Genomic DNA, 21,006 nt, shown 5'->3' on the forward strand with positions numbered 1-21,006 from the left:
GGAGTCGGATTCAGCCGACCGTTCGGCGCAGCGAGGCGAACGTTGGGCGCGGGCCGGGTTGACCAAGCCATCAATCAAGTTAGAGATTTCGATGGAGATCTTGGTTGGAGGCGAACATGGCCAATCCCGTCACGCCCGACCCCGCGAGCAGTCCCGCGCGCCGCCGGGCAGTCATCGCCAGCACGGTCGGTACAACCATCGAATGGTATGACTTTTTCCTGTACAATACTGCCGCGTCGCTGATCTTCCCGGCGCTGTTCTTTCCCAAGCAGGCGGCCTTCACCGGCATCCTGCTCTCCTTCGGTACCCAGTTCGTCGGCTTCGCCGCCCGGCCCGTGGGCGCCGCCATCTTCGGCCACTTCGGCGACCGGATCGGCCGCAAGTCCATGCTCATCACCACCCTGCTGCTGATGGGCATCAGCACCTTCCTCATCGGCGTACTGCCGACCTACCACACCATCGGGTACGGCGGACCGATCCTGCTCACCCTGCTGCGCGTCGGGCAGGGCATCGGGGTCGGCGGCGAGTGGGGCGGCTCGGTGCTGCTGTCCATGGAGTGGGGCGCGCGCCGCCGGCGCGGCCTGATGGCCAGTTGGCCGCAGCTCGGGGTGCCGCTGGGCCTGGTGCTGTCCACCGGCATGGTGCGGCTGATGACCAGCTGGGCCGGGGACAGCTTCGACAGCTGGGGCTGGCGAATTCCGTTCCTGCTCAGCGCGGTGCTCATCGGCATCGGGCTGTACGTGCGGCTGCGGGTGCTGGAGAGCCCCGAGTTCGCCGCGCTGCGCGACCGGGCGGTGGTGCTGGCCCAGCCGCTGATCGAGGTGGTACGCCGGCAGTGGCGGGCGATCCTGGCCTCGGCCTTCGTCCGGATGTCCGAGCAGGCGCCGTTCTACCTGTTCACCTCGTTCGTGCTCACCTACGGCACCACCCATCTCGGGCTGGTGCGCGACGACCTGCTCAACGATGTGCTCATCGCGGCGACCATCGGTCTGGTTACGGTGCCGCTGTTCGGTTTCCTGTCCGACCGGTTCGACCGGCGGGCGGTGTACGGGGTGGGCATCCTCGGCACGGCCGCGTTCGCGTTCCCCTACTTCGGCCTGCTCGATTCCAAGCAGGCGGCGCTGTGCCTGGTGGCCATCGTGGTGTCGCTGGTATTCCACGACATGCAATACGGTCCGCAGGCCGCCCTGATCGCCGAGCGGTTCGGCCCGAACGTCCGGTACTCCGGTGCCGGGCTCGGGTACCAGTTGGCCTCGGTCATCGCCGGCGGCCCGGCGCCGCTGATCGCCGCCCGGATCCTGGAGAACACCGGGTCGAGCGACGGCATCGCCTGGTACATCGTCGGCTGCTGCGTGGTCTCGGCCGCCGCGCTGCTGCTCATGCCGGCCCGCGCCGGCGCGACGACCCAGGAAGCACCGGATACCCACCCGGAGCCCACCCCGGCACACTGACCCCGTCGTACGCCCGCACCCACCGCAGGCGCGGGCCACGGTGGGTGCGGGCCACGGTGGTGGGTCAGTCGGCGGCGCACGCCGGACGGGCCGTTACCCGGCGTTGGCGTAGGGGCCGGCGTGGTAGGAGGACAGTACGAGGTCCGAGGCCTGCTGCTCCCACTGCGCGTACCGGTCGCCGAAGGCCGAATTCTGCACCGCCTGCGCGGCGTCGGTCAGCGGCATGTTCTGCCAGCCGGGCACCTGGGTCAGCGCCTTGAGGAAGGCCGTGGCCGCGTAGTTCGGGTCGGTCAACTGGTCCGGCGCGCCCCAGCCCGAGGACGGCCGCTGCTGGAACAGGCCGAGCGAGTCGTGGTCGTTGGCGCCGCCAAGGTTGCCGTAGTTGGTCAGCTTGGTCTCCTGCATCGAGGTGGCGACCGCGATGACGGCGGCCCGCGGCGGCAGGTGCATGGCATTGGCCGCGTTGACGATGCTGTGCGCGTTGGCGATCTGCGACGAGTCCAGGTTGATGTTGGACTGGGTCGACGGGTCGGGCGCGCCCTGGGGCATCAGCTGGGCCTGGCTCGGCGCCTGGCTCCCCTGCTGCGGCTGGGACGCGGGCGTGTTCTGAGTGGCGCTGACCCCCGCGTCCGCCGGTGGTGACGGCGCGCCCGCCGAGGCCGCCGCCGTACCGGCCAGCGGTCCGGCCGCGACGCCCGCGATCAGCGCGACCGAGGCCGCGGCGCGCTTGTGCGTCATGAATCCCCGGACCCGCTCCGAGACCGCCTCGAGATGGCTCTCGAGAAGTTTGTGGCCACCGTCCAGCAGGTGCACCTCGGCATCGGCGAGGTCGACCTGGAACGAGAGCGCGCCGACCGGCCCGAAGATCTGGTCGTTGCGGCCCCAGATGGCCATCAGCGGGACCCGGCTCTCCCGGAAGTAGTCGTGCAGCCGGTCGTAGATCTCGAAGTTGCTGGTGTAGTCGCGCATCAGGGCGAGCTGGATCTGGTCGTTGCCCGGACGGGCGACCAGCTCGGCGTCGTGGTTCCAGGAGTCCGGGCTCACCACGCTCGGGTCGGGCACTCCGTGCAGGTACTGCCACTGGATGGCCTGGCAGCTCAGCCCCGGACGGACGGCGGCCTCCGTCTGCGGGTTCGGGTCGTTGGCGTAGTCCCAGATGGGCTGCCAGAACTGGCTGGTGAAGCCGGACTCGTAGCCGTTGCCGCTCTGGGTGATGATCGCCTTGATCGACTCGGGCTTGTTCAACGCCAGACGCCAGCCGATCGGGGCGCCGTAGTCGTGCACGTACATGGAGTACTCGCGCACCCCGATGTCGTTGAGCAGCCCGGAGACCAGGCCGGCCAGCGCGTCGAAGGTGTACTCGAACTCCTGGACCGGCGGCGCGTCGGACAGGCCGAAGCCGAGGTAGTCGGGGGCGATGACCCGGTACTCGTCGCACAGCCGCGGGATGAGATCCCGGAACTCGAAGGAACTGCCCGGGTACCCGTGCAGCAGCACGAGGGCGGGCGCGGTCGGCTCTCCGGCCTCCCGGTAGAAGAGCCGGCGCCCCTGGACCACCGCGTACCGGTAGTGAATTGTCATGAGGGATCCCCTTTTACCCGAGTCAGCCCCGGCATAAGGCCAGATTACGTGGCCTACCGGTTCCGGTCCGGCAAAACGGGTGGCCGGGGCGGGCAGCCTAGCGGGGCGGATCCCGGAGGGTGCCCCCGGTCGGCGGCTGGGCGCCGTGGAACTGTCCGGGCGCCTCCCCCCTTCTTCAGGCACCCCGGTGGTGGGCGCCGGGCGTGTAGCCGAAGGCGCGACGGAATACGTCGATGAACGCGCTCGTGGAGGACCAGCCGCAGCGATGGGCGACGGCGGTCACCGGCGCACCGTCGGCGAGCATGCGCAGGGCATGGTAGAGGCGCAGCTGGGTACGCCACTGCGGGAAGGTCATGCCCAGTTCGGCGCGGAACAGGCGGCTGAGCGTCCGCTCGCTGGCACCGGTGGCGGCGCCCAACGACGCGAGGGTGCGCGGATCGGCGGGATCCCGGTGCAGCAGCGCGCACACCGCCCGCAGCCGGGGATCGGCCGGGGTGGGCAGGTGAACGGCCTCCTGCGGCGAGGCACGCAGCCGGTCGAGCAGCACCGCGCGCAGGCGCTGCCGCTCGGGAGGGTCCTTGCCGGAACCCCGAGGGTCGCCGGGGCCCCGGGTATAGGCGATGATCAGTTCGCGCAGCAGCGGATCGACGGCCAGCACCGTGGGTGCCGCCAACTGGAGCGGGTTGACGTCCGCGGGCAGGCCGAGCAGGTGCAGGTCCAGGTGGCCCTGGGCGCGGTGGGCGTGCGCGCATCCGGCGGGAACCCAGATGGCGCGGGTACCCGGGGCGAACCAGGTGCCGGCGCCGGTGGTCACGGCCACCACCCCGGAGCCCGCGTAGACGATTTGGTGCTCGTCGTGGCGGTGCGGGTCGATGGTCTGGCCGGGGGTGAGCGTCAGGGTGCGCGTCCGCGCCTGGGGTGAGTGGCGGATTTTCGACATTGGTTGGCACCTTATCGGAAGCGCGCCACGGTCGGCCCCGGCCAGGATGGCCGGGTGTCGATGAACTCGATCCCGCGCACCCGCGGCCCCATCACCGCACTGTCCGTGGGACACGCCTGCGTGGACGTCTATCAGGGCGCGGTGGCCGCGCTGCTGCCGTTCTTCGTGTCCGAGCGGGACTACACCTACGCCACCGTCGCCGGCATCGTGCTGGCCGCGTCCCTGCTGTCCTCGGTCGTGCAGCCGCTGTTCGGGGCGTTGACCGACAGGTGGGCCATGCCCTGGCTGCTGCCGGTCGGCACCCTGGCGGGCGGTGCGGGCGTCGCCCTGGCCGGCGTGGGCGGCTCCTACCCCCTGACCCTGGCGGCCGTCGGCGTCTCCGGGATCGGCGTCGCCGCGTACCACCCGGCCGCCGCCCGGGCGGCCCGCGCGGCCAGCCACGGCAGCCACACCGCGATGAGCTGGTTCTCGCTCGGGGGCAACCTCGGATTCGCCGCCGCCCCGCTGCTGGTCTCCGCCGTCATCGCCGCCGGCGGTCTGCCCGCCTCCCCGCTGCTGGGCATCCCCGCCCTGGCCGGCGCGGCGCTGTGCGTGGCCGCGCTGCGCGCATCGACGGCGGGCGCGCGCTCGGCTCGGGCCGAGGGCCCCGATGAGGGCCGGCACGAGGACCGGGACGACTGGGCCTCCTTCGGGAGGCTGACCGGCGCCATCGTGTGCCGGTCGATCGCCTTCGTCGGGCTCAGCGCGTTCATCTCCCTGTACGCGCGCCAGCGCACCGGTGGCGGTGGCCTGGCCGGCACCGTCGCGCTGTTCGTGCTGTATCTCGGCGGCGCGGTCGGCACCGTGGCCGGCGGCCGGCTCGCCACCCGCTTCGGCCGGCTGCCCGTGGTCCGGTGGTCCTACGCCGTCACCGTCCTGGCCGTGGCCGGCGTCGTGCTCGCACCCGGGCCGCCGCTGTACCTGTTCGTCGCGCTCGCCTCGGCCGGCCTGTACGTGCCCTTCTCCCTGCACATCACTCTCGGCCAGGACTACCTGCCCCGGCGGGTCGGCACCGCAAGCGGCGTCACCCTGGGCCTGGCCGTCAGCGCCGGCGGGGTGGCCAGCCCGCTGATCGGTGTCCTCGCCGACGCCACCTCGCTGCGCACCGCCCTCGCCCCGCTGATCGCGATGCCGGCCCTCGGCTGGCTGTTCCTGCGCACCCTCGCCGAGCCCGGCGCGGGCGGCCCGGCCACCGGCCGCCGGGCGCTGGTCGCCCAGCCGGAGCCCGCCCCGACCGGCGTCGGGCCGGATTCCGCCGCGGTCGCCGGCCCGACCGGGCGACCGGCCGCCGGGAAACCGTACGAACGGTGAGGAAGACCCCCTGATCGAACACAACCCGGAGCCCGGCACGCGCCACGCCGGGGGGTCGTTTGCTGACACCCTAGGGTGTCTTAGGGTGTGGTGTGGCTGATGATCAGGGTGCGTTAACGGCTTCGTTACGCAATAGAGTGACCGCGCTCGCGGACTCCATGGTGCACATGCTCGACCTCGATCCGCTCGCGGTGGCGCGCAGCGCGCCCCGCCTGATCGACGAGGCGAAGTCGGTGATGGCCGCGGTGCGGAAGGCCGCGATCGCGGAGGCCGCGCAGAGCATGACGCACGCGGAGATAGCGGACGGGCTCGGGGTGTCGGCCTCGGCCGTCAACAACGCGCTCGTCGAGCATCGCGCCACCATTTTGCGGAAGCCGGTCGCCGCCGCCGGCACTCGGGGAGGGAATATCGGTGTCTGACCAGTTTGTACATCTCCACGTTCACACCGAGTTCTCGATCCTGGACGGAGCCGCCCGGATCAAGGACATGATGACCGAGGCGAAGCGTCTCGGCATGCCGGCGGTGGCCATCACCGACCACGGCAACATGCACGGGGTCTACGAGTTCTTCAAGGCGGCCAAGGGCGCCGACATCACCCCGATCCTGGGCATCGAGGCGTACGTGGCGCCGGACACGCGCTTCGACCGCCGGCCGGTACGGTGGGGCAAGCCCGACCAGAAGTCCGACGACGTGTCGGGTGCCGGCCGGTACACGCACATGACCATGTGGGCGTCCAACAGCCAGGGCCTGCACAACCTGTTCCGGCTGGCCTCCCGCGCCTCGATCGAGGGCACGTACGGCAAGCCGCGCATGGACGCGGAGCTGCTCGCGGAGTATTCCGGCGGCATCCTGGCCACCACCGGGTGCCCGTCCGGCGAGGTGCAGACCCGGCTGCGGCTGGGCCAGTACGACGAGGCGCTGGCCGCCGCCGCGCGTACCCAGGAGATCTTCGGCCGGGACAACTACTTCCTGGAGATCATGGACCACGGCCTGGAGATCGAGCGGCGGGTCCGGGACGGCCTGATCGACATCGGGCGCAAGCTGGGCATCCGGCCGGTGGTCACCAACGACTCGCACTACACGGTCCCGGACCAGGCCACTGCGCACGACGCGCTGCTGTGCGTGCAGACCAACGCCAACATCTCCGACACCAACCGGTTCCGGTTCGACGGCAGCGGCTACTACCTGAAGTCGGCCGACGAGATGCGCCAGGTGGACTCCTCGGAACTGTGGCTGGAGGGGTGCAGGAACACCCTGCTGATCGCGGAGCGGGTCGACACCACCGACATGTTCACGTACCACAACCTGATGCCCCGCTTCCCCGCACCGGACGGCGAGACGGAGCAGAGCTGGTTCGAGAAGGAGGTCTGGGCCGGCATGGCCCGCCGGTACCCGGACGGCATCCAGGACGACCGCCGCCGGCAGTGCGAGTACGAGATCGGCGTGATCAGCCAGATGGGCTTCCCCGGGTACTTCCTGGTGGTGGCCGACTTCATCAACTGGGCCAAGGACAACGGCCACCAGGTGGGCCCGGGCCGCGGCTCGGCGGCGGGCAGCATCGTCGCGTACGCGCTGGGCATCACCGACCTCGACCCGATCGTCCACGGGCTGATCTTCGAGCGCTTCCTCAATCCCGAGCGCGCGTCCATGCCCGACATCGACACGGACTTCGACGAACGCGGGCGCACCGAGACCATCCGGTACGTCACCGAGAAGTACGGCGACGACCGGGTGGCGCAGATCGCCACCTTCGGCACCATCAAGGCCAAGGCCGCCATCAAGGACTCCGCCCGGGTGCTCGGCTACCCGTACGCGGTCGGCGACCGGATCACCAAGGCGTACCCGCCGGCCGTGATGGGCAAGGACATGCCCCTGATCGGCGCCTTCGACAGCAACCACCCCCGCTTCGGGGAGGCCACCGAGCTTCGCGCCCTGCACGACAGCGAGCCCGAGGTCGCGAAGATCATCGAGGTCGCCCGGGGACTGGAGGGCCTGGTACGGCAGACCGGCGTGCACGCCGCCGGGGTCATCATGTCCGCGGAGTCGCTGCTCGACCACGTGCCGGTCATGCGTCGCGAGGACGACGGGGCGATCATCACCCAGTTCGACTACCCCACGTGCGAGACGCTCGGCCTGATCAAGATGGACTTCCTCGGGCTGCGCAACCTGAGCATCATGGCCGACGCGGTCAAGAACGTGGCCGCGACCACGGGCGAGACCATCGACCTGCTCAAGCTGCCGCTGGACGACCAGCCCACCTACGACCTGCTCTCGCGCGGCGACACGCTCGGCGTGTTCCAGCTCGACGGTGGGCCGATGCGGGCGCTGATGAAGCTGATGCGCCCGGACAACTTCGAGGACGTCTCCGCGCTGATCGCCCTGTACCGCCCCGGCCCCATGGGCGCGAACAGCCACACCAACTACGCGCTGCGCAAGAACGGGCAGCAGGAGATCGTGCCGATCCACCCCGAACTGGAGAAGCCGCTGGAGGGGATCGTCGGCCCGACGTACGGGCTGATCATCTACCAGGAGCAGGTGCAGCGCGCGGCGGTGGAGCTGGCCGGGTACTCGCTGGGCAAGGCGGACAACCTGCGCCGGGCGATGGGCAAGAAGAAGAAGGAGGTCCTGGACAAGGAGTTCGTGCCGTTCCAGGCCGGCATGCGCGAGCACGGGTACTCGGACAACGCCACCCAGACCATCTGGGACGTGCTGGTCCCGTTCGCCGACTACGCGTTCAACAAGGCGCACAGCGCCGCCTACGGCCTCATCGCTTACTGGACCGCGTACCTCAAGGCCAACTACCCCGCCGAGTACATGGCCGCGCTGCTCACCTCGGTCGGCGACGACAAGGACCGGATGGCCCTGTACCTGGCCGAGTGCCGGCGCATGGGCCTGACCGTACTGCCGCCGGACGTCAACGAGTCCGTCGCGCAGTTCGCCCCGGTCAACGGCTCCATCCGGTTCGGCCTGCACGCGGTGCGCAACGTCGGCGGGCCGGTGGTCGAGTCCATCGTCGCCACCCGCAAGCGCAAGGGCGCCTACGCCTCGTTCAGCGACTTCATGAGCAAGGGCGAGCTTGCGGTCTGCAACAAGCGCACCATCGAATCCCTGATCAAGGCCGGCGCGTTCGACTCGCTCCAGCACACCCGTCAGGGCCTGCTGGAGATTCACGAGCAGGCCGTGGAAATGATGACCGGGGTCAAGCGCAAGGAGGCCGAGGGCCAGTTCGACCTGTTCGGCTCCATCGTCGAGGAGGAGGAGACCCCGGTCGGGCTCACCATCGAGATCAAGACCCACGAGTGGGACAGCAGGACCCTGCTGTCCTTCGAGCGGGAGATGCTCGGCCTCTACGTCTCATCGCACCCGCTGGCCGGTACCGAACGGATCCTGCGCAGCAACTCCGAACACGCCATCGCGCAGATCGACGACGACGAGATGCCCGACGGTGCGCAGATCACCATCGCCGGCATGCTCGTCGGCGTGGCCAAGCGCGTGACGAAGATGGGCAAGATGTGGGCGTCGGCGACCCTGGAGGACCTCGCCGGCTCCATCGAGGTGCTGTTCTTCCCGAACACGTACGAGTTGGTGTCCGACCGGCTGGCCGAGGACCTGGTGGTGGCGATCAAGGGTCGGGTCAACCGGCGGGACAGCGGCGTGGCCGTGGCCGTGTCCGACATGAGGATCCTCGACGTGAGCAGCGCGGCCACCGACGCCCGCCCGTTGACGATCAGCATGCGGCACACGTCGGTCAACGAGGAGCGGGTCGAGCGGCTCAACGAGATCCTCACCCGCCACCGCGGCAAGACCGAGGTGCGCCTGCAGGTCGGCCGGCACCTCCTGCGGCTGCAGGACCACTCGGTGGACGTCACCCCGGCGCTGCTCGCGGACCTGAAGGCACTCGTCGGGGCGGGCAACGTCTCCTGAGGCCATCCCGGCCGACTACCGTCGCCGCCCGGTCGCCCGGCGCCGCGCTCATCGAGAGCCGGCGCCCTGGGCGGCCGGGCCGCCGGCGTCGACGACGGGGGACGTCAACGACGGGGGCTCTGCCCGAGTACGGGCGGCTACGGCCGCATCGCCAGTTGGACGATCGCGGCGGCGCCCATGGCCCCGGCCACCCGAGGGTTGATCCGGCTCAGCTCGAAATAGACCTCGGCGAACGCCTCGACCTCCGAGCCGCGCTCGGCAGCCACGCGACGGGCGCCGAGCATCGCGTCGGCGACGCTGGCGCACATGCTGCGGTAGTCGCGCTCCGCGGCGGCGATGATGGCCGGGGGTGGTTCCCCGTCGTTGACGTTCCGGCCCTGGTACGACATGTCATCCTCCCGGTAACTGGCGGGGCGTGTGACGGTGCATCGACCGCCCCGCCCCGGCGTCGCCTACCGCCGCAGCCCTCCTGGCAGTACGGCGGCAGGGACTCGACCGGTTTCCGCGGTTCCCGCGGCTGCACAGTCATCCTTTGCGCGCCGCCCGGCCAGGACATCCGCCACCTGGCTCAGTCTGCTGCGACGGCTGCGGCATCCGCCGGTACCCGGCGGCGCGCATTCACATCTCCGCTAGATGGCGGTTATTTCGCCCCCCTCGTGTCGACAGACTGATCTCCGCAGCGCCGGCCCCGTCCCCCCCGACAGGCCAAGCCGCAGAGGGGCCGGCGCAGCCAGCACCACCGCGTCACCGCCTGGGCCGGCGGTACGCGGTTAGAGCGAGGCGGCCGAACGCACACTCGACGGCTGGCGTGAGCGTTCGGCCGCCCGCCGGGGCCCTGTCTTGCCGCCGGATGATCGGCAAGACAGGGCCTACACCGGCCCGGCGTTCTCCGGGCCGGTCGAACTGCGGCGGTTCGCCTCCCTCGCGATGTCGATCCGCGAGCTCACCCCGAGCTTGGCCAGTACGTGCGAGACGTGGGTCTGCACGGTGCGCCGGGACAGGAACAGCTGTGCGGCGATCTGCGGGTTGGACAGACCCCGCGAGACCTGCTCGGCGATCCGCAGCTCGGTCGGGGTGAGGCTGTCCCAGCCGTGGCGGGACCGGCGGTGCGGGGCGTGCGGGCCGCGGCGGATGCCATACGCGCGGAACGTGGCCTGCGTACGGTCCAGGTCCCAGCCCGCCCCGAGCGACGAGTACACCGAGTACGCGTCGGTGAAGTGGGTACGCGCGGCGGTGGTGTCCCCGGCGTCGGCCAGCGCGACCGCGGCGGCCTCCAGCGCCTGCGCGCGGGGCAGCGGGCGCTGGGCCGCGTGGTAATGGGCGGCGGCCGCCAGCAGCGCCACCGGATCGCGGTCGAGCAGGCCACGACAGTGCGTGCCGACCGCCTTCCAGTGCGGTATGTCCGAGGAGTCGGCGACCGACTCGGCGCGGCTGGCCACGGCCTGCGCGGTCTCGTCGTCCCCGACCATCATGGCGAGGCGTACCGCGTCGGCCATCAGGTCGGCGGTCTCCTCCACGTCCTCGGAGCTCTCCGACAGCCCGGCCATCAGCAGGGCCAACGCGTCGCCGGGCGCCTCGGACTGCTCCCGGTCCAGGCTGCGCGCCAGCGCGAGCGGGCCCAGCAGCCGGTCCTCGCCCAGCCGGGCGGCGCACCGCTCGGCCTTGGCCAGGTGCCGGATGGCGGTGGTCTCGCCCCGGTGGAACTGGATGATGGCGGCCAGGCCGTACGCGCTGCACTCGACGCTCGGGTCGGACTGCGGGTGGGAGCTGAGGTCGACCTCGGCCAGCGCGTCGTCCCACCGGCCGACGTCGAACAGCAACTCGGCGACCACGACCTGGGCCTGCGCCAGGCGGGCCACGTTGCCGGCGTCGTCGGCGAGCTGGCGCACCTGCTCGGCGGCGCTGAACGCGGCATCGTAGCGGTCCATGTCGCCGAGCGTGGCCGCCTGGTTGATCTGCAGCATCAGCCTCAGGTCGGTCAGCGACGGGTCGCCCTCGACCATGGCACGCACCCGGTCGAACAGCGCCAGCGACTCGGTCGTATCGCCGCGCATGCCGTGGATCAGCGTCAGCACGCCCAACGACCAACCGCTGGCCCAGCGATCCCCCGCCGAGGCCGCCAGGTCGAACGCCTCCTTCGCGACCTGGCCGGCGGCCTCCAGCCGGCCGAGGCTGCGCTGCAGGCGGGCGACGAGGACGAGCAGGCGGGCCCGCGCGCGCGGCTGGAGATCGTAGGACTCGAGCGTGCGCGTCACCTCGGCCAGGGCCTCCTCCGAGCGCCCCTCCGCGATCCGGCAGGGCGCGAGCGTCCAGTGCAGGTCGACCAGGAGTTCCGGCCGGGTGACCTGATCCAGCGCCGCCCCGGCCACCGCCGCGGCGGCGGCGGTCTCGCCGGCCGAGTAGAGCGCGTCGGCCAGCCGGCAGGTGAGCAGGTCGTGCGGCGGGTCCCCGGCGGGGATCGCACCCACCGCCCAGCGCAGCAGCGGGATGGCGGCGTGCGGGGCCTGGCCGACCAGTTGCTGGCCGGCGCTGGCGAGCCAGCGCACCATCCAGTCGTCCACCGCGCCCGTGCTGCGGAACGCGTCGGCGGCCGGGAGCAGCTGGCGGGCCACCTGTTCGACCGGGGCGCCGTCCTCGGTGAGCGCTCGGGCGGCGTCCCGGTGCCAGGCCGCACGCACCGCGATGGGCATCACGTCGTAGAGGGCGGACCTGATCAGCGGGTGCCGGAAGGCGAGCTCGTGGCCGCTGTCCGTGACGACGCCGGCGAGCAGTGCCTCGTCGAGCGCGGGCAGCAGGTCGGTGACCGGGCGGCCCGAGGCCACGGCCAGCTCGGAGACCGAGAACTCCTCGCCGAGCAGCGCGGCCATCCGCAGCACCTCGCGCGCCGAGGAGGACAGGAACTCCAGCCGGTCGGCGATGGCACCGGCGAGCGAGTCCGGCGGTGATCCCCCGGCGGCCTCCACGCAGTCGCCCTCGACGGTCAGCGCCCGGCCGCGCACCAGCGCGTCGACCAGTTCGATGAGGTAGAGCGGGTTGCCGGCGGCCCCCTCGGCGAGGCCGCGCAGCCGAGCTCCCGGCACGCCGCCGACCTCGCGGGCGATCAGCTCGGCCGCCTCGTTCTCGGACAGGCCGCGCAGGCGCAGCAGCCCGCCGTCCGGCTCCACCGCCCGGCGCAGCGCGATCACGTCCTCCCGGCGCGGCACCGGCCGGCTCGCGCCGACCAACAGCAGGGACATCTGCCGGACCGATCGGACCAGCCGGCCCAGCGCCATCACGGTCGCCGGGTCGGCCCACTGCAGGTCGTCGACGATGAGCAGCACGGGTTGCCCAGAGCACACCTCGTCCATGAGAGCGAGGAACCGCTCGGTGGCCGCGGCCACCACATCGGTCCGGCTGCCGGGCGTGGTCTCCGCCCTCAGCATTTCGGCGATGCGGGCCGGCCCGTCGCCGGCCACCCCGGTCTCGGCCTGTGCGGCCTCCAGCAGCGGCAGCAGTGGGAATGCCTGGCTGAGTTCGTCGCAGATCGCCCAGAACACTCGGCAGCCGGCGGACACCGCGTCGCTGGCGAGAACCCGCAGCAGAGAGGACTTGCCGATCCCGGGCTCACCCTCGATCAGCACGGACTGACCGCGGCCCGCGGCCAGATCGGCGATCCAGCCGCGGGCCTGGTCGAGTTGGTGGCGGCGACCAACTAGCGATTCGGCAACAAGCGCTTCAGTCAACCCGCCACACCCCACTCTGGCTGCGTCGTCAGTAATGCGGTTGATTCATTCGGTGTTCATCCGCGACGAGCCGCCGAGGAACATCGGTTCGGCAATGTTTTGCCGGTTCATGATCTGCATCGGCATTTCCGCAGGTCAGTCGCGTAGAACGACGTTGCAGATCACAAATGCCGATAAGGATCACGGATCGCAATTGGGCCTGGTTAATTCATCTTAAGTTAATGTTGCGTTAACCCGCGCATAATCCTAGGATCACCCCGCGTCCATGTTGCACATCGAACGTAACGACCACCTGGCCGGGTGTCCCTGTAGTTACCCGCTTGGCAGGAGTCGCGATGCGAACCAAACGCAGCGTGATCATGCTTGTCGTAATGATGAGCACCGCGGGTGCATTGATGGCCGCTGCAACGGCCAAGGCACCCGCAAGCCACCACGCCACAAGCCAGTACGCTTCAGCCCACGTGATTGCGATCGGCTCGGCTACCACCTCCGTATCGAGCCCCGACGTTCACTACGACATCTGATGATGCCCAATCCCCTCGGGGATGGGAAGTTCTGATCTGCAATTCCCGGGTGCAAATTGCGAAATGGCACGTGCGGAGCCGGGCGGTGTGTGATCGACCCGCCCGGCCCGCGACCCTCGCCCCACCGGCTTCGGCGTCGCGGATCCGCCACCTGGCGGATGTCTCCCGACCCACCTGTGTGTATCCGAGGTAGCCGCCGCCCCCCTTGCCGTCTGCGGCCGGACATATACGCCAGGTGATCGATGTTTCACCGCCCCGGCCCACGACAATGGGAACTCGTGCATATGGCCAGGACACCGGCGCACCGGAGCCACCGACGGCGACCGGCACCGGTGCTCTACGTCCGTCGTCGGGGTCAAGGGGTGGCTACGGTGCTGGCTGACCAGTTCTTCCTGATCGCACACGAGGACCGAAACGGCCGATCCCGCCTACACTCCCGGGCCACCAGCCTGGGCCTGGCGGCCGGCCTCATGGGCGAGCTGATACTGCTCGGCCGGGTACGGATATTCGACGGCGAACTGTCGGTCGTCAGTCGCGATCCGCCCGGCGACCCGCTCGCGCACAACGTCCTGGACCTGCTCATCGCCCAGCCGCAGCATCGCGACGTGCGCGTCTGGCTGGCGTACCTGGCCCAGGAGGCGTCGGAGAAGGTGGGCGAGCGTCTACTGCGGGCGGGCGCCGTCGAGACAGTGGTCCGCCGCAGGCTGATGAGCAGCCAGACGCTCTACATGCCGATGAACGCGGACCAGCGCAACGCCGCGGCCTGGGCCCGGGTGCGCCTGGCGAACCTGCTCGTCCGGCAGGGCGAGCTGGACATCGAGGACCGGATGCTGGCCGGCCTGATGTTCGCGACCGGACTGACCCGGTACGTCCTGTGGGACCTGCCGGTACACCGTCCGGGTCTGGAATATCTGCATATCGTCGTCAACTCCCTTCCGGCGGACCTACGCGAGCTCATCGAGCACACGCAGACGTCCGTCGGATCCGTTCTCTCAGCCGGTCGACGTTGAGCCCGCGCGGGCGCCACGCCATGGGCCGGACCCAAGTTTGGAGGCTGGCAATGGCGCGACCGGACGCCGCTGGACCCGACATCGTGTCGCGGTCACTGGCGAGCAATCGGCTCGGGGTGCCGTCGGTGGTGTTCTTCGGCGTCGCTGGCGCCGCACCGCTGACGGTCATCCTCGGCGCGGTCACCACGATCTACGCGGTCATCGGCAGCACGGCCGTGCCGCTGTCGTACGTGGTCGCCGCGGCGATCCTGTCGATGTTCACGGTCGGGTTCGTGGCGATGAGCCGCCACATCGTCAACTCCGGCGCCTTCTACTCCTACATCAGCCACGGGCTGGGCCGGATACCGGGTGTGAGCGCGGCGTTCGTCGCCCTGCCGGCGTACTCGATGATGCAGATCGGCCTGTTCGGGCTGTTCGGCGTGGTCGCCTCCAACCTGTTTCAGACCGCCGGCTACCACGTCAGCTGGTTCGCCTGCGCCCTGGTGGGCTGGGCGCTGGTCTCGGTACTCGGCCTGCTCTGGGTCGACCTGTCCGGCCGCGTACTGGCGGTGCTGCTGGTCTGCGAGATCACGCTCGTGCTCATCTACGACGGCGTGATGATCGCCCATCCGGCCGGCGGCAGCGTCGGCTACGGCATGCTCAACCCGGCCAACATGCTCTCTCCACAGGCCGCCGCGATGCTCGTGGTGGCGATCACCGGCTTCGTGGGCTTCGAGGCGACCGTGGTGCTGTCGGAGGAGGCCAGGGATCCCAAACGCACCATCGCCCGCGCCACGCACTGGGCAGTGATCATCCCCGGCCTGCTGTGCGGCACGTCGGCGTGGGCGATGGCCGTCGCCGCCGGGCAGGCCAACATCGTGCCGGAGGCGAAGGCACAGAAGACCAACCTGGTGTTCACCCTCGTCGCCCCGCACGTGCCGACCATCCTCCTACACATCGGGTACGCCCTGTTCCTCACCAGCGTGTTCGCGGCGCTGCTCGCCTTTCACGCCGCGGTCGCCCGGTACCAATTCGCCCTGGGCCGGGAGGGCATCCTGCCGCTGGCCTGGGGCCGCACCCAGCCGCGTACCGGCGCGCCGCTGCTCGGCTCGCTCACGCAGAGCGTCCTGGCGCTGGCGGTGCTGGCCGCCTACTCCCGTACCCACGCCGACCCGCTGGTCTACCTGTTCGCCTGGCTGACCGTCATCGGCGGGCTGGGTGTGCTCATCCTGATGTGGAGCGCCTCGGCCGCGGTGGTGGCGTTCTTCGCCCGTAACCGGGGACGGGAGAACGCGTGGCGCGCCTGGATCGCTCCGGGGGCGGCGTTCCTCCTGCTCACCGGCGTGCTCGCGGCCACCGTCGTCGGCCTGGGCGACATGCTCCAGGTCGCGCCGCACTCGCCGTTCCGCTGGCTCATCCCGCCCGCGTACGCGGCGGTGGCGGTGCTCGGCCTGTGCTGGGGCGCGATCACCCGGGTGCGGCGCCCGCAGGTGTACGCCGCGATCGGCCGGGGCGCCGGCGGCAACGTGACGCCGCCGCCCATCCCCTGGCAGCGGCGCGAGCCGCAGCCCGAGCCGCGGCTTGAGCCGCAACCCGAGCCGCACTCCGAGCCCATCAGCGCCCGCGGGTTCTGGGGCTGAACCGCACCTCGCCGCTCTCGTCTTTCCCGAAACCAAGAAAGGGATTGCTATGACGTATGCCATCCAGGATCTGGTGATCCGCGACGTCGCCCCGGTGGATACCGGCGAACTCACCAAGCTTCTGGCCGACGCGATGGGCGACGGCCTGGTCGCCCAGTGGCTCGCGCCCGAAGTGACCGTCCGGCGCGAGTACGCCCCCGCCTACTTCGGCATCTTCGCCGAGCACGCCATCCGGTACGGCGAGGTCTACACGTCCGTCGACGAGCACACGGGCGAACTGTCCGGCGTGGCCCTGTGGTTCCCGCTCACCGCGCCACTGCCTGGACCGGCCGACTACGACGTCCGGATCAAAAACGCCTCCGAGTCGGCATTCGACCGCGTGCGGATACTGGACGCCGCGCTCGAGGCGCACCACCCACTTGAGCCGCACCACTACCTCGCGTTCATCGCCGTGCAGCCGAGGCTGCAGAACCGAGGCATCGGCAGCGCACTGCTCGACCGCCATCACGCCAGGCTCGACGACGCCGGAATCCCCGCCTACCTGGAGGCCAACGATCCCCGCAACCGCGACCTGTACCTGCGCCACGGCTACGTCTGCCGCCCGGAAATCCGGCTGGAGGACGACGGGCCGTCGATCTGGCCGATGTGGCGGGAGCCGATGGCCTGACGCGCCGGGTCCGGCACGCGGTCTGCGCTCAGGCGGTGCCAGCCCTAGCCTGTGCTCGCCTCGCCAAAAAACGGCTGCGGCTGCGCTCAGGCGGTGCCAGCCCTAGCCTGTGCTCGCCTCGCCAAAAAACGGCTGCGGCTGTGCTCAGGCGGTGCCAGCCCTAGCCTGTGCTCGCCTCGCCAAAGAACGGCTGCGGCTGCGCTCAGGCGGCTTCCGGGAAGTCGTACATCCAGTACGACTGCTCGTCCAGCCGTTGCATCCGCACGTTGCCGGCGAGCCGGTGCAGCAGCACCCGGACGGACCGGGGCAGGTGCCTGATCTCGTCGGTACGCGTACAGACGTCCAGCGCGGTGATCGAATCGCGGGTCGACGTCTCGTGCATGGCGGCGATCAGCTCGTGGAACGTCGTGATCGGTGCACCGGTCTCGACTGCCACGAAGCCGACGTACCAGATCCGGCCTTCCGCGTAGTACCTCGGCCATCGGCGCTCGAAGTACTCGGGTGAGATCAGCGGTACCGCGTGCAGGTCATTGGTGTACGTGGCCAGCCCGCACAGTGCCCCGGCGTCGTCCAGGCACAGGTACTTCTGCACCCGAGGGTCGACCATCACCGCGTCGAACTCGTCGCGATACATCAGGTGCCGCTGGACCGCGAGGGCGTTGAGCTCGCGAAATGCCTTGTGGTAGAGGCTCCACGCGTCTTCGATGAGGGTGTCGTCCATCTCGCCGACAATTTTGATGCCCATCCCCAGACCCCGATCGCACCGTTGGAATTCGTCTACGTGGATACGTGCACGTGCCCCAAGGATACGCGAAGTCATGGCCCAGTAACAATGCGTTACATTTGGCAAGTTGCATACAACAACCGATCTTTATTGGGCCGACCCGCCCGCCCGCACGGTCGGCCGCGCGGGCCGCACGGTGACCGACCGCCGTGCGGCCCGCGCCTCGAACCGGTGGAACACCAGACACAGGCAGGTCAGGGCGGCAGCGAACACCGGTAGCCAGGCCAGCCGGTGCCAGGGCCAGTCGCCCGTGGGTGGGTCGAGCAGGCCGGGCGGCGCTCCGAACGGCAGGCCGGCGAACGTCACCAGCAGCAGCGCGCTCTGGTGCCAGCAGTAGACGGTCATCGCGGCGCGGTTGACCGCCGCGACCGGCGCCCAGAGGACCGCGCGGCGCAGCACCCGGGCCAGCCACGGCCGCACCAGCAGGAACGCGCCGAGCTGGGCGGCGGCCAGGGCGAGCGCGAACAATGACGGCGGGTCCAGATTCGACCAGCCGTCACCGGGCACCCCGACCGCGCTGGCCGGGTAGCCGGCCAGCAGCACCAGCCCGGCCCCGGCGGCCACCCCAAGCGGCAGCAGCACGGCGCCAGTGGCCCGCCTCAGCCGGCCCTGCCCGCACGCCAGACCGAGCAGATACGGCACCGACCAGCCCACCGGTACGGCCAGCAGGGCAAGCCAGGTGGGCAGCCCGTGCGGGCGTACCGCGTCGGTCAGCGCGACCAGCACCACCGGCGGCCCGACCGACCACAGTCCAGCTCGAACGATGACCGCCCGCAGCACCGGGGTCAGCGCGGTCAGGGCCAGGTACACCAGCAGGAACCACAGCGGGTGCGACACCAGAGACCAGACCGCGCGCCGGGTGCCGGCCGGTACCCCGGCGGCGCGCAGCAGCAGCAGGGCGGTCAGCCAGACCGCCGCGAGGACCAGGACCGGCCGGATCAGCCGGACCAGCCGGGAACCCAGCCAGGACAGCGGTCGGCGATTCTCAGACCGCGGGTGCTCGCCCGCGCCAGAGGCCGGCTCGGTCGCGCCCTCGCGACGGAGGGCGCCTCGGGCCGCCGCGTATCCGCCGGCGAAGAAGAACGGCCCCAGCGTCTGGAAGAACCAACTCACCGGGTCGAGCCACGGCGCGTGCGCCAGCGGGCTCGCGCCGTGCAGCGCCCCCGGTTGGTGCGGGTCACCGACCAGGGCCGACACCAGCCAGTGCCCGAGCACCACGCCGGCGATCGCGACCGCCCGCAGCGCGTCCACCGTCCGGTCGCGGTGCGGCGGCGTCGCGGCCTCGATCCGGACGGCCCAGCCCGGCCGCCGGGCCGTGACCGTGCCGCCGGTCACGGCCGCACCCCGCCAAGGCCGCCGGACGCCGCGATGCGGGCCAGACTCGCCAGCGAGTCGGTGCCGGGCGCCAGGTAGTGGTCATGGTCGGCGACGCCCGCCGTCGGAAAGAGACGGGCACCGAAGGACGGATCGGCGGGCTTGATGCCGTGACCGACCCCGAACAGCCGCACCCCCGGAACCCAGCGCACCCAGTCCCCCGGGGCCTGCCCCGCCCACACCCGCGCCGTGGTGTGCAGGTCGGCCACGCGGTCCACGCCCATTCCCGGGCTGCCGAACACCGCGAGGTCAGTCACCTGGTGGGGCAGCCGGGGCGCGGCCAGCCCGATCACCGTCGACCCGTAGCTGTGCCCGAACAGCGCGATCGTCGCTTGTGGACGGAGTGCGGCCAGCCCGGACACGAACCGGTTCAGCGCGGCGGCGCCCGAGCGCGCGAGGTCCTCGCGCGCGGCGGCCGCGTTCACGCCCCGCGGGGTGTCGTACCCGAGCCAGGCGATCACCGCCAACCGGTCGCCACCGGGGTATCCGGCCGCCGCCCGGTACAGGTCGGCCGCCTGCACCGCCGGCGACCGGAACCGCTTGCCGCCCACGCCGCGCCAGAAGTTCGCCGCCCGGTTCCCCGCGCCCGGCACCAGTACCGCTATCCGGTCGGCCGTCGCCAGGTCGCCGAAGACCTGGGCCAGCCGGCCGTTGCCGCGCGGGTCGAACAGCAGGAACTGCCCGTCCTGGCCCCGGTACGGCGCGCCGGCGTCGCTCATGGCCCGCCGGTTCGCCGCGTACCGCAGCGCGAACGGCACGCCGTCGAGGTCGCCCATCACGCCCGGGTACTCGGCGACCAGCCCACGCTGCTCGGCGGGGCCGGCCGAAGCCAGGAACCGTTGTACCGCAACGGGATCGGCCGACATCGGATCGGGAAGGTGCCGGGCGTCCGCGCGCCACGCGGCGGCACCGGCCGGCGCCGGAAGCGCCACCTTCCCCGGCGCGGCCAGCAGCGCGCCGGCGGACGGCGTCACCGCCACCGCGAGAGCCACCAGCGCGGTGGCCAGGTTCCGGTACGGTCTGCTGAGGTTGCCCCGTTCGATCATGCGCCCAACGGTGCCGAAACCGGCCGGCGCCGGCATCGGCCCGCCGACCGCATCCCCGCGGACGGCGCCGGCGCGGGGCATGGGCTCGTCGACGGCAATCGGCACCGGCGCACGCACCCGTGGGTGTACGCCCGCGGACCGATGCCCGCGCTCCGCGCCGCTCAATACGATCACGGCGTCACGGCGAACGGTCGCGGCCGGCGAGTCCTTGTCCGGCCAGCGTTTCGCACCGCGCCGACAACAACCGACCACCGGGAGAAGACGCATGCCCCGCCTCGACCGACCCACTCTCACGACCGCCGTGGCAAACCTGTTGGCGCGCCACACGCGGTACCTGGACACCGAACTGCACACGCTGCCCGCCCTGGTCGGACCCGACGACGTGTGCCTGGACGTGGGCTCGGCCGCCGGCCTGTACAGCCAGGCGTTGTCTCACCTGGTCGGGCCGGCCGGGCTGGTGCACAGCGTGGAGCCGCTGTCCTTCTCGCATCCGCTCTGGTCACGGGTGCTGGGTGCCCGGCGGCGCGGGAACGTCCGCCACCACACCATGGCGCTGGGCGAGCGGCCCGGCCGGGTGGCGATGCGTGTGCCTTTCGGCGCGCACGGGCCGGACACCAGCCGGTCCTTCCTCGCCTGGAACACCCACGGCCTCGGCTCGAACGACGAGTTCGCCCAGCACGCGGACCTACTCGTGGACGTGAACACGCTCGACGGGCTGTGCGCCGGGGCCGAGCTGACCCGGCTGGACTTCGTGAAGATAGACGTCGAGGGCGGGGAGCTGCACGTGCTGCGCGGCGGCGAACGGTCCATCGACAGGTTCCGGCCGACGATGCTCATCGAGATCGAGGCGCGGCACACCGCACGGTACGAGTACTCCCCCGACGATGTCGTGAACTGGCTCGCCGAGCGAGGCTACTCGATGTACGCGTGGCGGCGGGGCTGGCGCGCGGCCGACAAGGTGTGCGTGCACGCGAACAACTACCTGTTCCGGCCCACCGGGGCGATCGGCTGAGG

At 71.1% G+C, this 21,006-nt stretch carries 16 protein-coding genes and 1 pseudogene; 9 read left to right on the top strand and 8 right to left on the bottom strand.

Going from position 1 to position 21,006, the window contains the following annotated elements; translation table 11 throughout:
* Positions 1-116 precede the first annotated feature (116 nt).
* Complete coding sequence (locus ABEA87_RS23455; protein WP_345632869.1) at positions 117-1,451, top strand: MFS transporter; 1,335 nt, start codon at positions 117-119, stop codon at positions 1,449-1,451.
* A gap of 93 nt (positions 1,452-1,544) precedes the next feature.
* Here ABEA87_RS23455 and ABEA87_RS42680 read toward each other — a convergent pair whose 3' ends face one another.
* The 3 genes and pseudogenes from ABEA87_RS42680 to ABEA87_RS23465 all read right to left on the bottom strand — a co-directional run bounded on the left by ABEA87_RS42680 (position 1,545) and on the right by ABEA87_RS23465 (position 3,972).
* The gene (locus ABEA87_RS42680) at positions 1,545-2,189 is read right to left on the bottom strand and encodes a hypothetical protein (protein ID WP_425570938.1); all 645 of its coding nucleotides are present in this window, start codon (positions 2,187-2,189) and stop codon (positions 1,545-1,547) included.
* A gap of 30 nt (positions 2,190-2,219) precedes the next feature.
* Positions 2,220-3,032, bottom strand: a pseudogene (locus tag ABEA87_RS42685) (alpha/beta fold hydrolase); the annotation flags it as partial.
* A gap of 175 nt (positions 3,033-3,207) precedes the next feature.
* Positions 3,208-3,972: a helix-turn-helix transcriptional regulator gene (locus tag ABEA87_RS23465; protein ID WP_345632872.1), complete on the bottom strand. Its 765-nt coding sequence runs from the start codon at positions 3,970-3,972 to the stop codon at positions 3,208-3,210.
* Positions 3,973-4,032: 60 nt separating this feature from the next.
* Here ABEA87_RS23465 and ABEA87_RS23470 point away from each other — a divergent pair, with 60 nt between their 5' ends.
* The 3 genes from ABEA87_RS23470 to dnaE all read left to right on the top strand — a co-directional run bounded on the left by ABEA87_RS23470 (position 4,033) and on the right by dnaE (position 9,246).
* Positions 4,033-5,322, top strand: coding sequence for an MFS transporter (locus ABEA87_RS23470; RefSeq protein ID WP_345632927.1), 1,290 nt, complete (start codon positions 4,033-4,035; stop codon positions 5,320-5,322).
* A 92-nt stretch (positions 5,323-5,414) separates the two neighbouring features.
* The gene (locus ABEA87_RS23475) at positions 5,415-5,741 is read left to right on the top strand and encodes a hypothetical protein (protein ID WP_345632874.1); all 327 of its coding nucleotides are present in this window, start codon (positions 5,415-5,417) and stop codon (positions 5,739-5,741) included.
* The gene (gene dnaE / locus ABEA87_RS23480) at positions 5,734-9,246 is read left to right on the top strand and encodes a DNA polymerase III subunit alpha (RefSeq protein WP_345632875.1); all 3,513 of its coding nucleotides are present in this window, start codon (positions 5,734-5,736) and stop codon (positions 9,244-9,246) included. Before ABEA87_RS23475 ends, dnaE begins: the two co-directional genes overlap by 8 nt.
* A gap of 137 nt (positions 9,247-9,383) precedes the next feature.
* Here dnaE and ABEA87_RS23485 read toward each other — a convergent pair whose 3' ends face one another.
* Positions 9,384-9,635: a hypothetical protein gene (locus tag ABEA87_RS23485; RefSeq protein ID WP_345632877.1), complete on the bottom strand. Its 252-nt coding sequence runs from the start codon at positions 9,633-9,635 to the stop codon at positions 9,384-9,386.
* A gap of 480 nt (positions 9,636-10,115) precedes the next feature.
* Positions 10,116-12,968, bottom strand: coding sequence for an ATP-binding protein (locus tag ABEA87_RS23490; RefSeq protein WP_345632879.1), 2,853 nt, complete (start codon positions 12,966-12,968; stop codon positions 10,116-10,118).
* Positions 12,969-13,303: 335 nt separating this feature from the next.
* Between ABEA87_RS23490 and ABEA87_RS23495 the strand changes: the two genes are divergently transcribed.
* The 4 genes from ABEA87_RS23495 to ABEA87_RS23510 all read left to right on the top strand — a co-directional run bounded on the left by ABEA87_RS23495 (position 13,304) and on the right by ABEA87_RS23510 (position 16,788).
* Entirely contained in the window at positions 13,304-13,492 is a 189-nt protein-coding gene (locus ABEA87_RS23495; protein WP_345632881.1) for a hypothetical protein, read from the top strand.
* Positions 13,493-13,863: 371 nt separating this feature from the next.
* Entirely contained in the window at positions 13,864-14,502 is a 639-nt protein-coding gene (locus ABEA87_RS23500) for a GOLPH3/VPS74 family protein (RefSeq protein WP_345632882.1), read from the top strand.
* Positions 14,503-14,552: 50 nt separating this feature from the next.
* A complete protein-coding gene (locus ABEA87_RS23505) occupies positions 14,553-16,121 on the top strand; it encodes an APC family permease (RefSeq protein WP_345632883.1) in 1,569 nt (522 codons plus the stop codon).
* 49 nt (positions 16,122-16,170) lie between these two features.
* Entirely contained in the window at positions 16,171-16,788 is a 618-nt protein-coding gene (locus ABEA87_RS23510) for a GNAT family N-acetyltransferase (protein ID WP_345632885.1), read from the top strand.
* A 202-nt stretch (positions 16,789-16,990) separates the two neighbouring features.
* Here ABEA87_RS23510 and ABEA87_RS23515 read toward each other — a convergent pair whose 3' ends face one another.
* From ABEA87_RS23515 to ABEA87_RS23525, 3 genes are all read right to left on the bottom strand, one after another.
* Positions 16,991-17,533: a hypothetical protein gene (locus ABEA87_RS23515; RefSeq protein WP_345632887.1), complete on the bottom strand. Its 543-nt coding sequence runs from the start codon at positions 17,531-17,533 to the stop codon at positions 16,991-16,993.
* A 126-nt stretch (positions 17,534-17,659) separates the two neighbouring features.
* Entirely contained in the window at positions 17,660-18,907 is a 1,248-nt protein-coding gene (locus tag ABEA87_RS23520) for an acyltransferase family protein (protein WP_345632889.1), read from the bottom strand.
* On the bottom strand, positions 18,904-19,992 hold the full coding sequence (locus tag ABEA87_RS23525) for an alpha/beta hydrolase (protein ID WP_345632891.1): 1,089 nt from the start codon (positions 19,990-19,992) through the stop codon (positions 18,904-18,906). The genes ABEA87_RS23520 and ABEA87_RS23525 overlap by 4 nt, the downstream gene beginning before the upstream one ends.
* A 301-nt stretch (positions 19,993-20,293) precedes the next feature.
* Here ABEA87_RS23525 and ABEA87_RS23530 point away from each other — a divergent pair, with 301 nt between their 5' ends.
* Positions 20,294-21,004, top strand: coding sequence for an FkbM family methyltransferase (locus ABEA87_RS23530; RefSeq protein WP_345632892.1), 711 nt, complete (start codon positions 20,294-20,296; stop codon positions 21,002-21,004).
* The last annotated feature ends 2 nt before the right edge of the window (positions 21,005-21,006 follow it).

This window comes from Rugosimonospora acidiphila, assembly GCF_039543385.1.
In the GTDB taxonomy this organism is placed as follows: domain Bacteria; phylum Actinomycetota; class Actinomycetes; order Mycobacteriales; family Micromonosporaceae; genus Rugosimonospora; species Rugosimonospora acidiphila.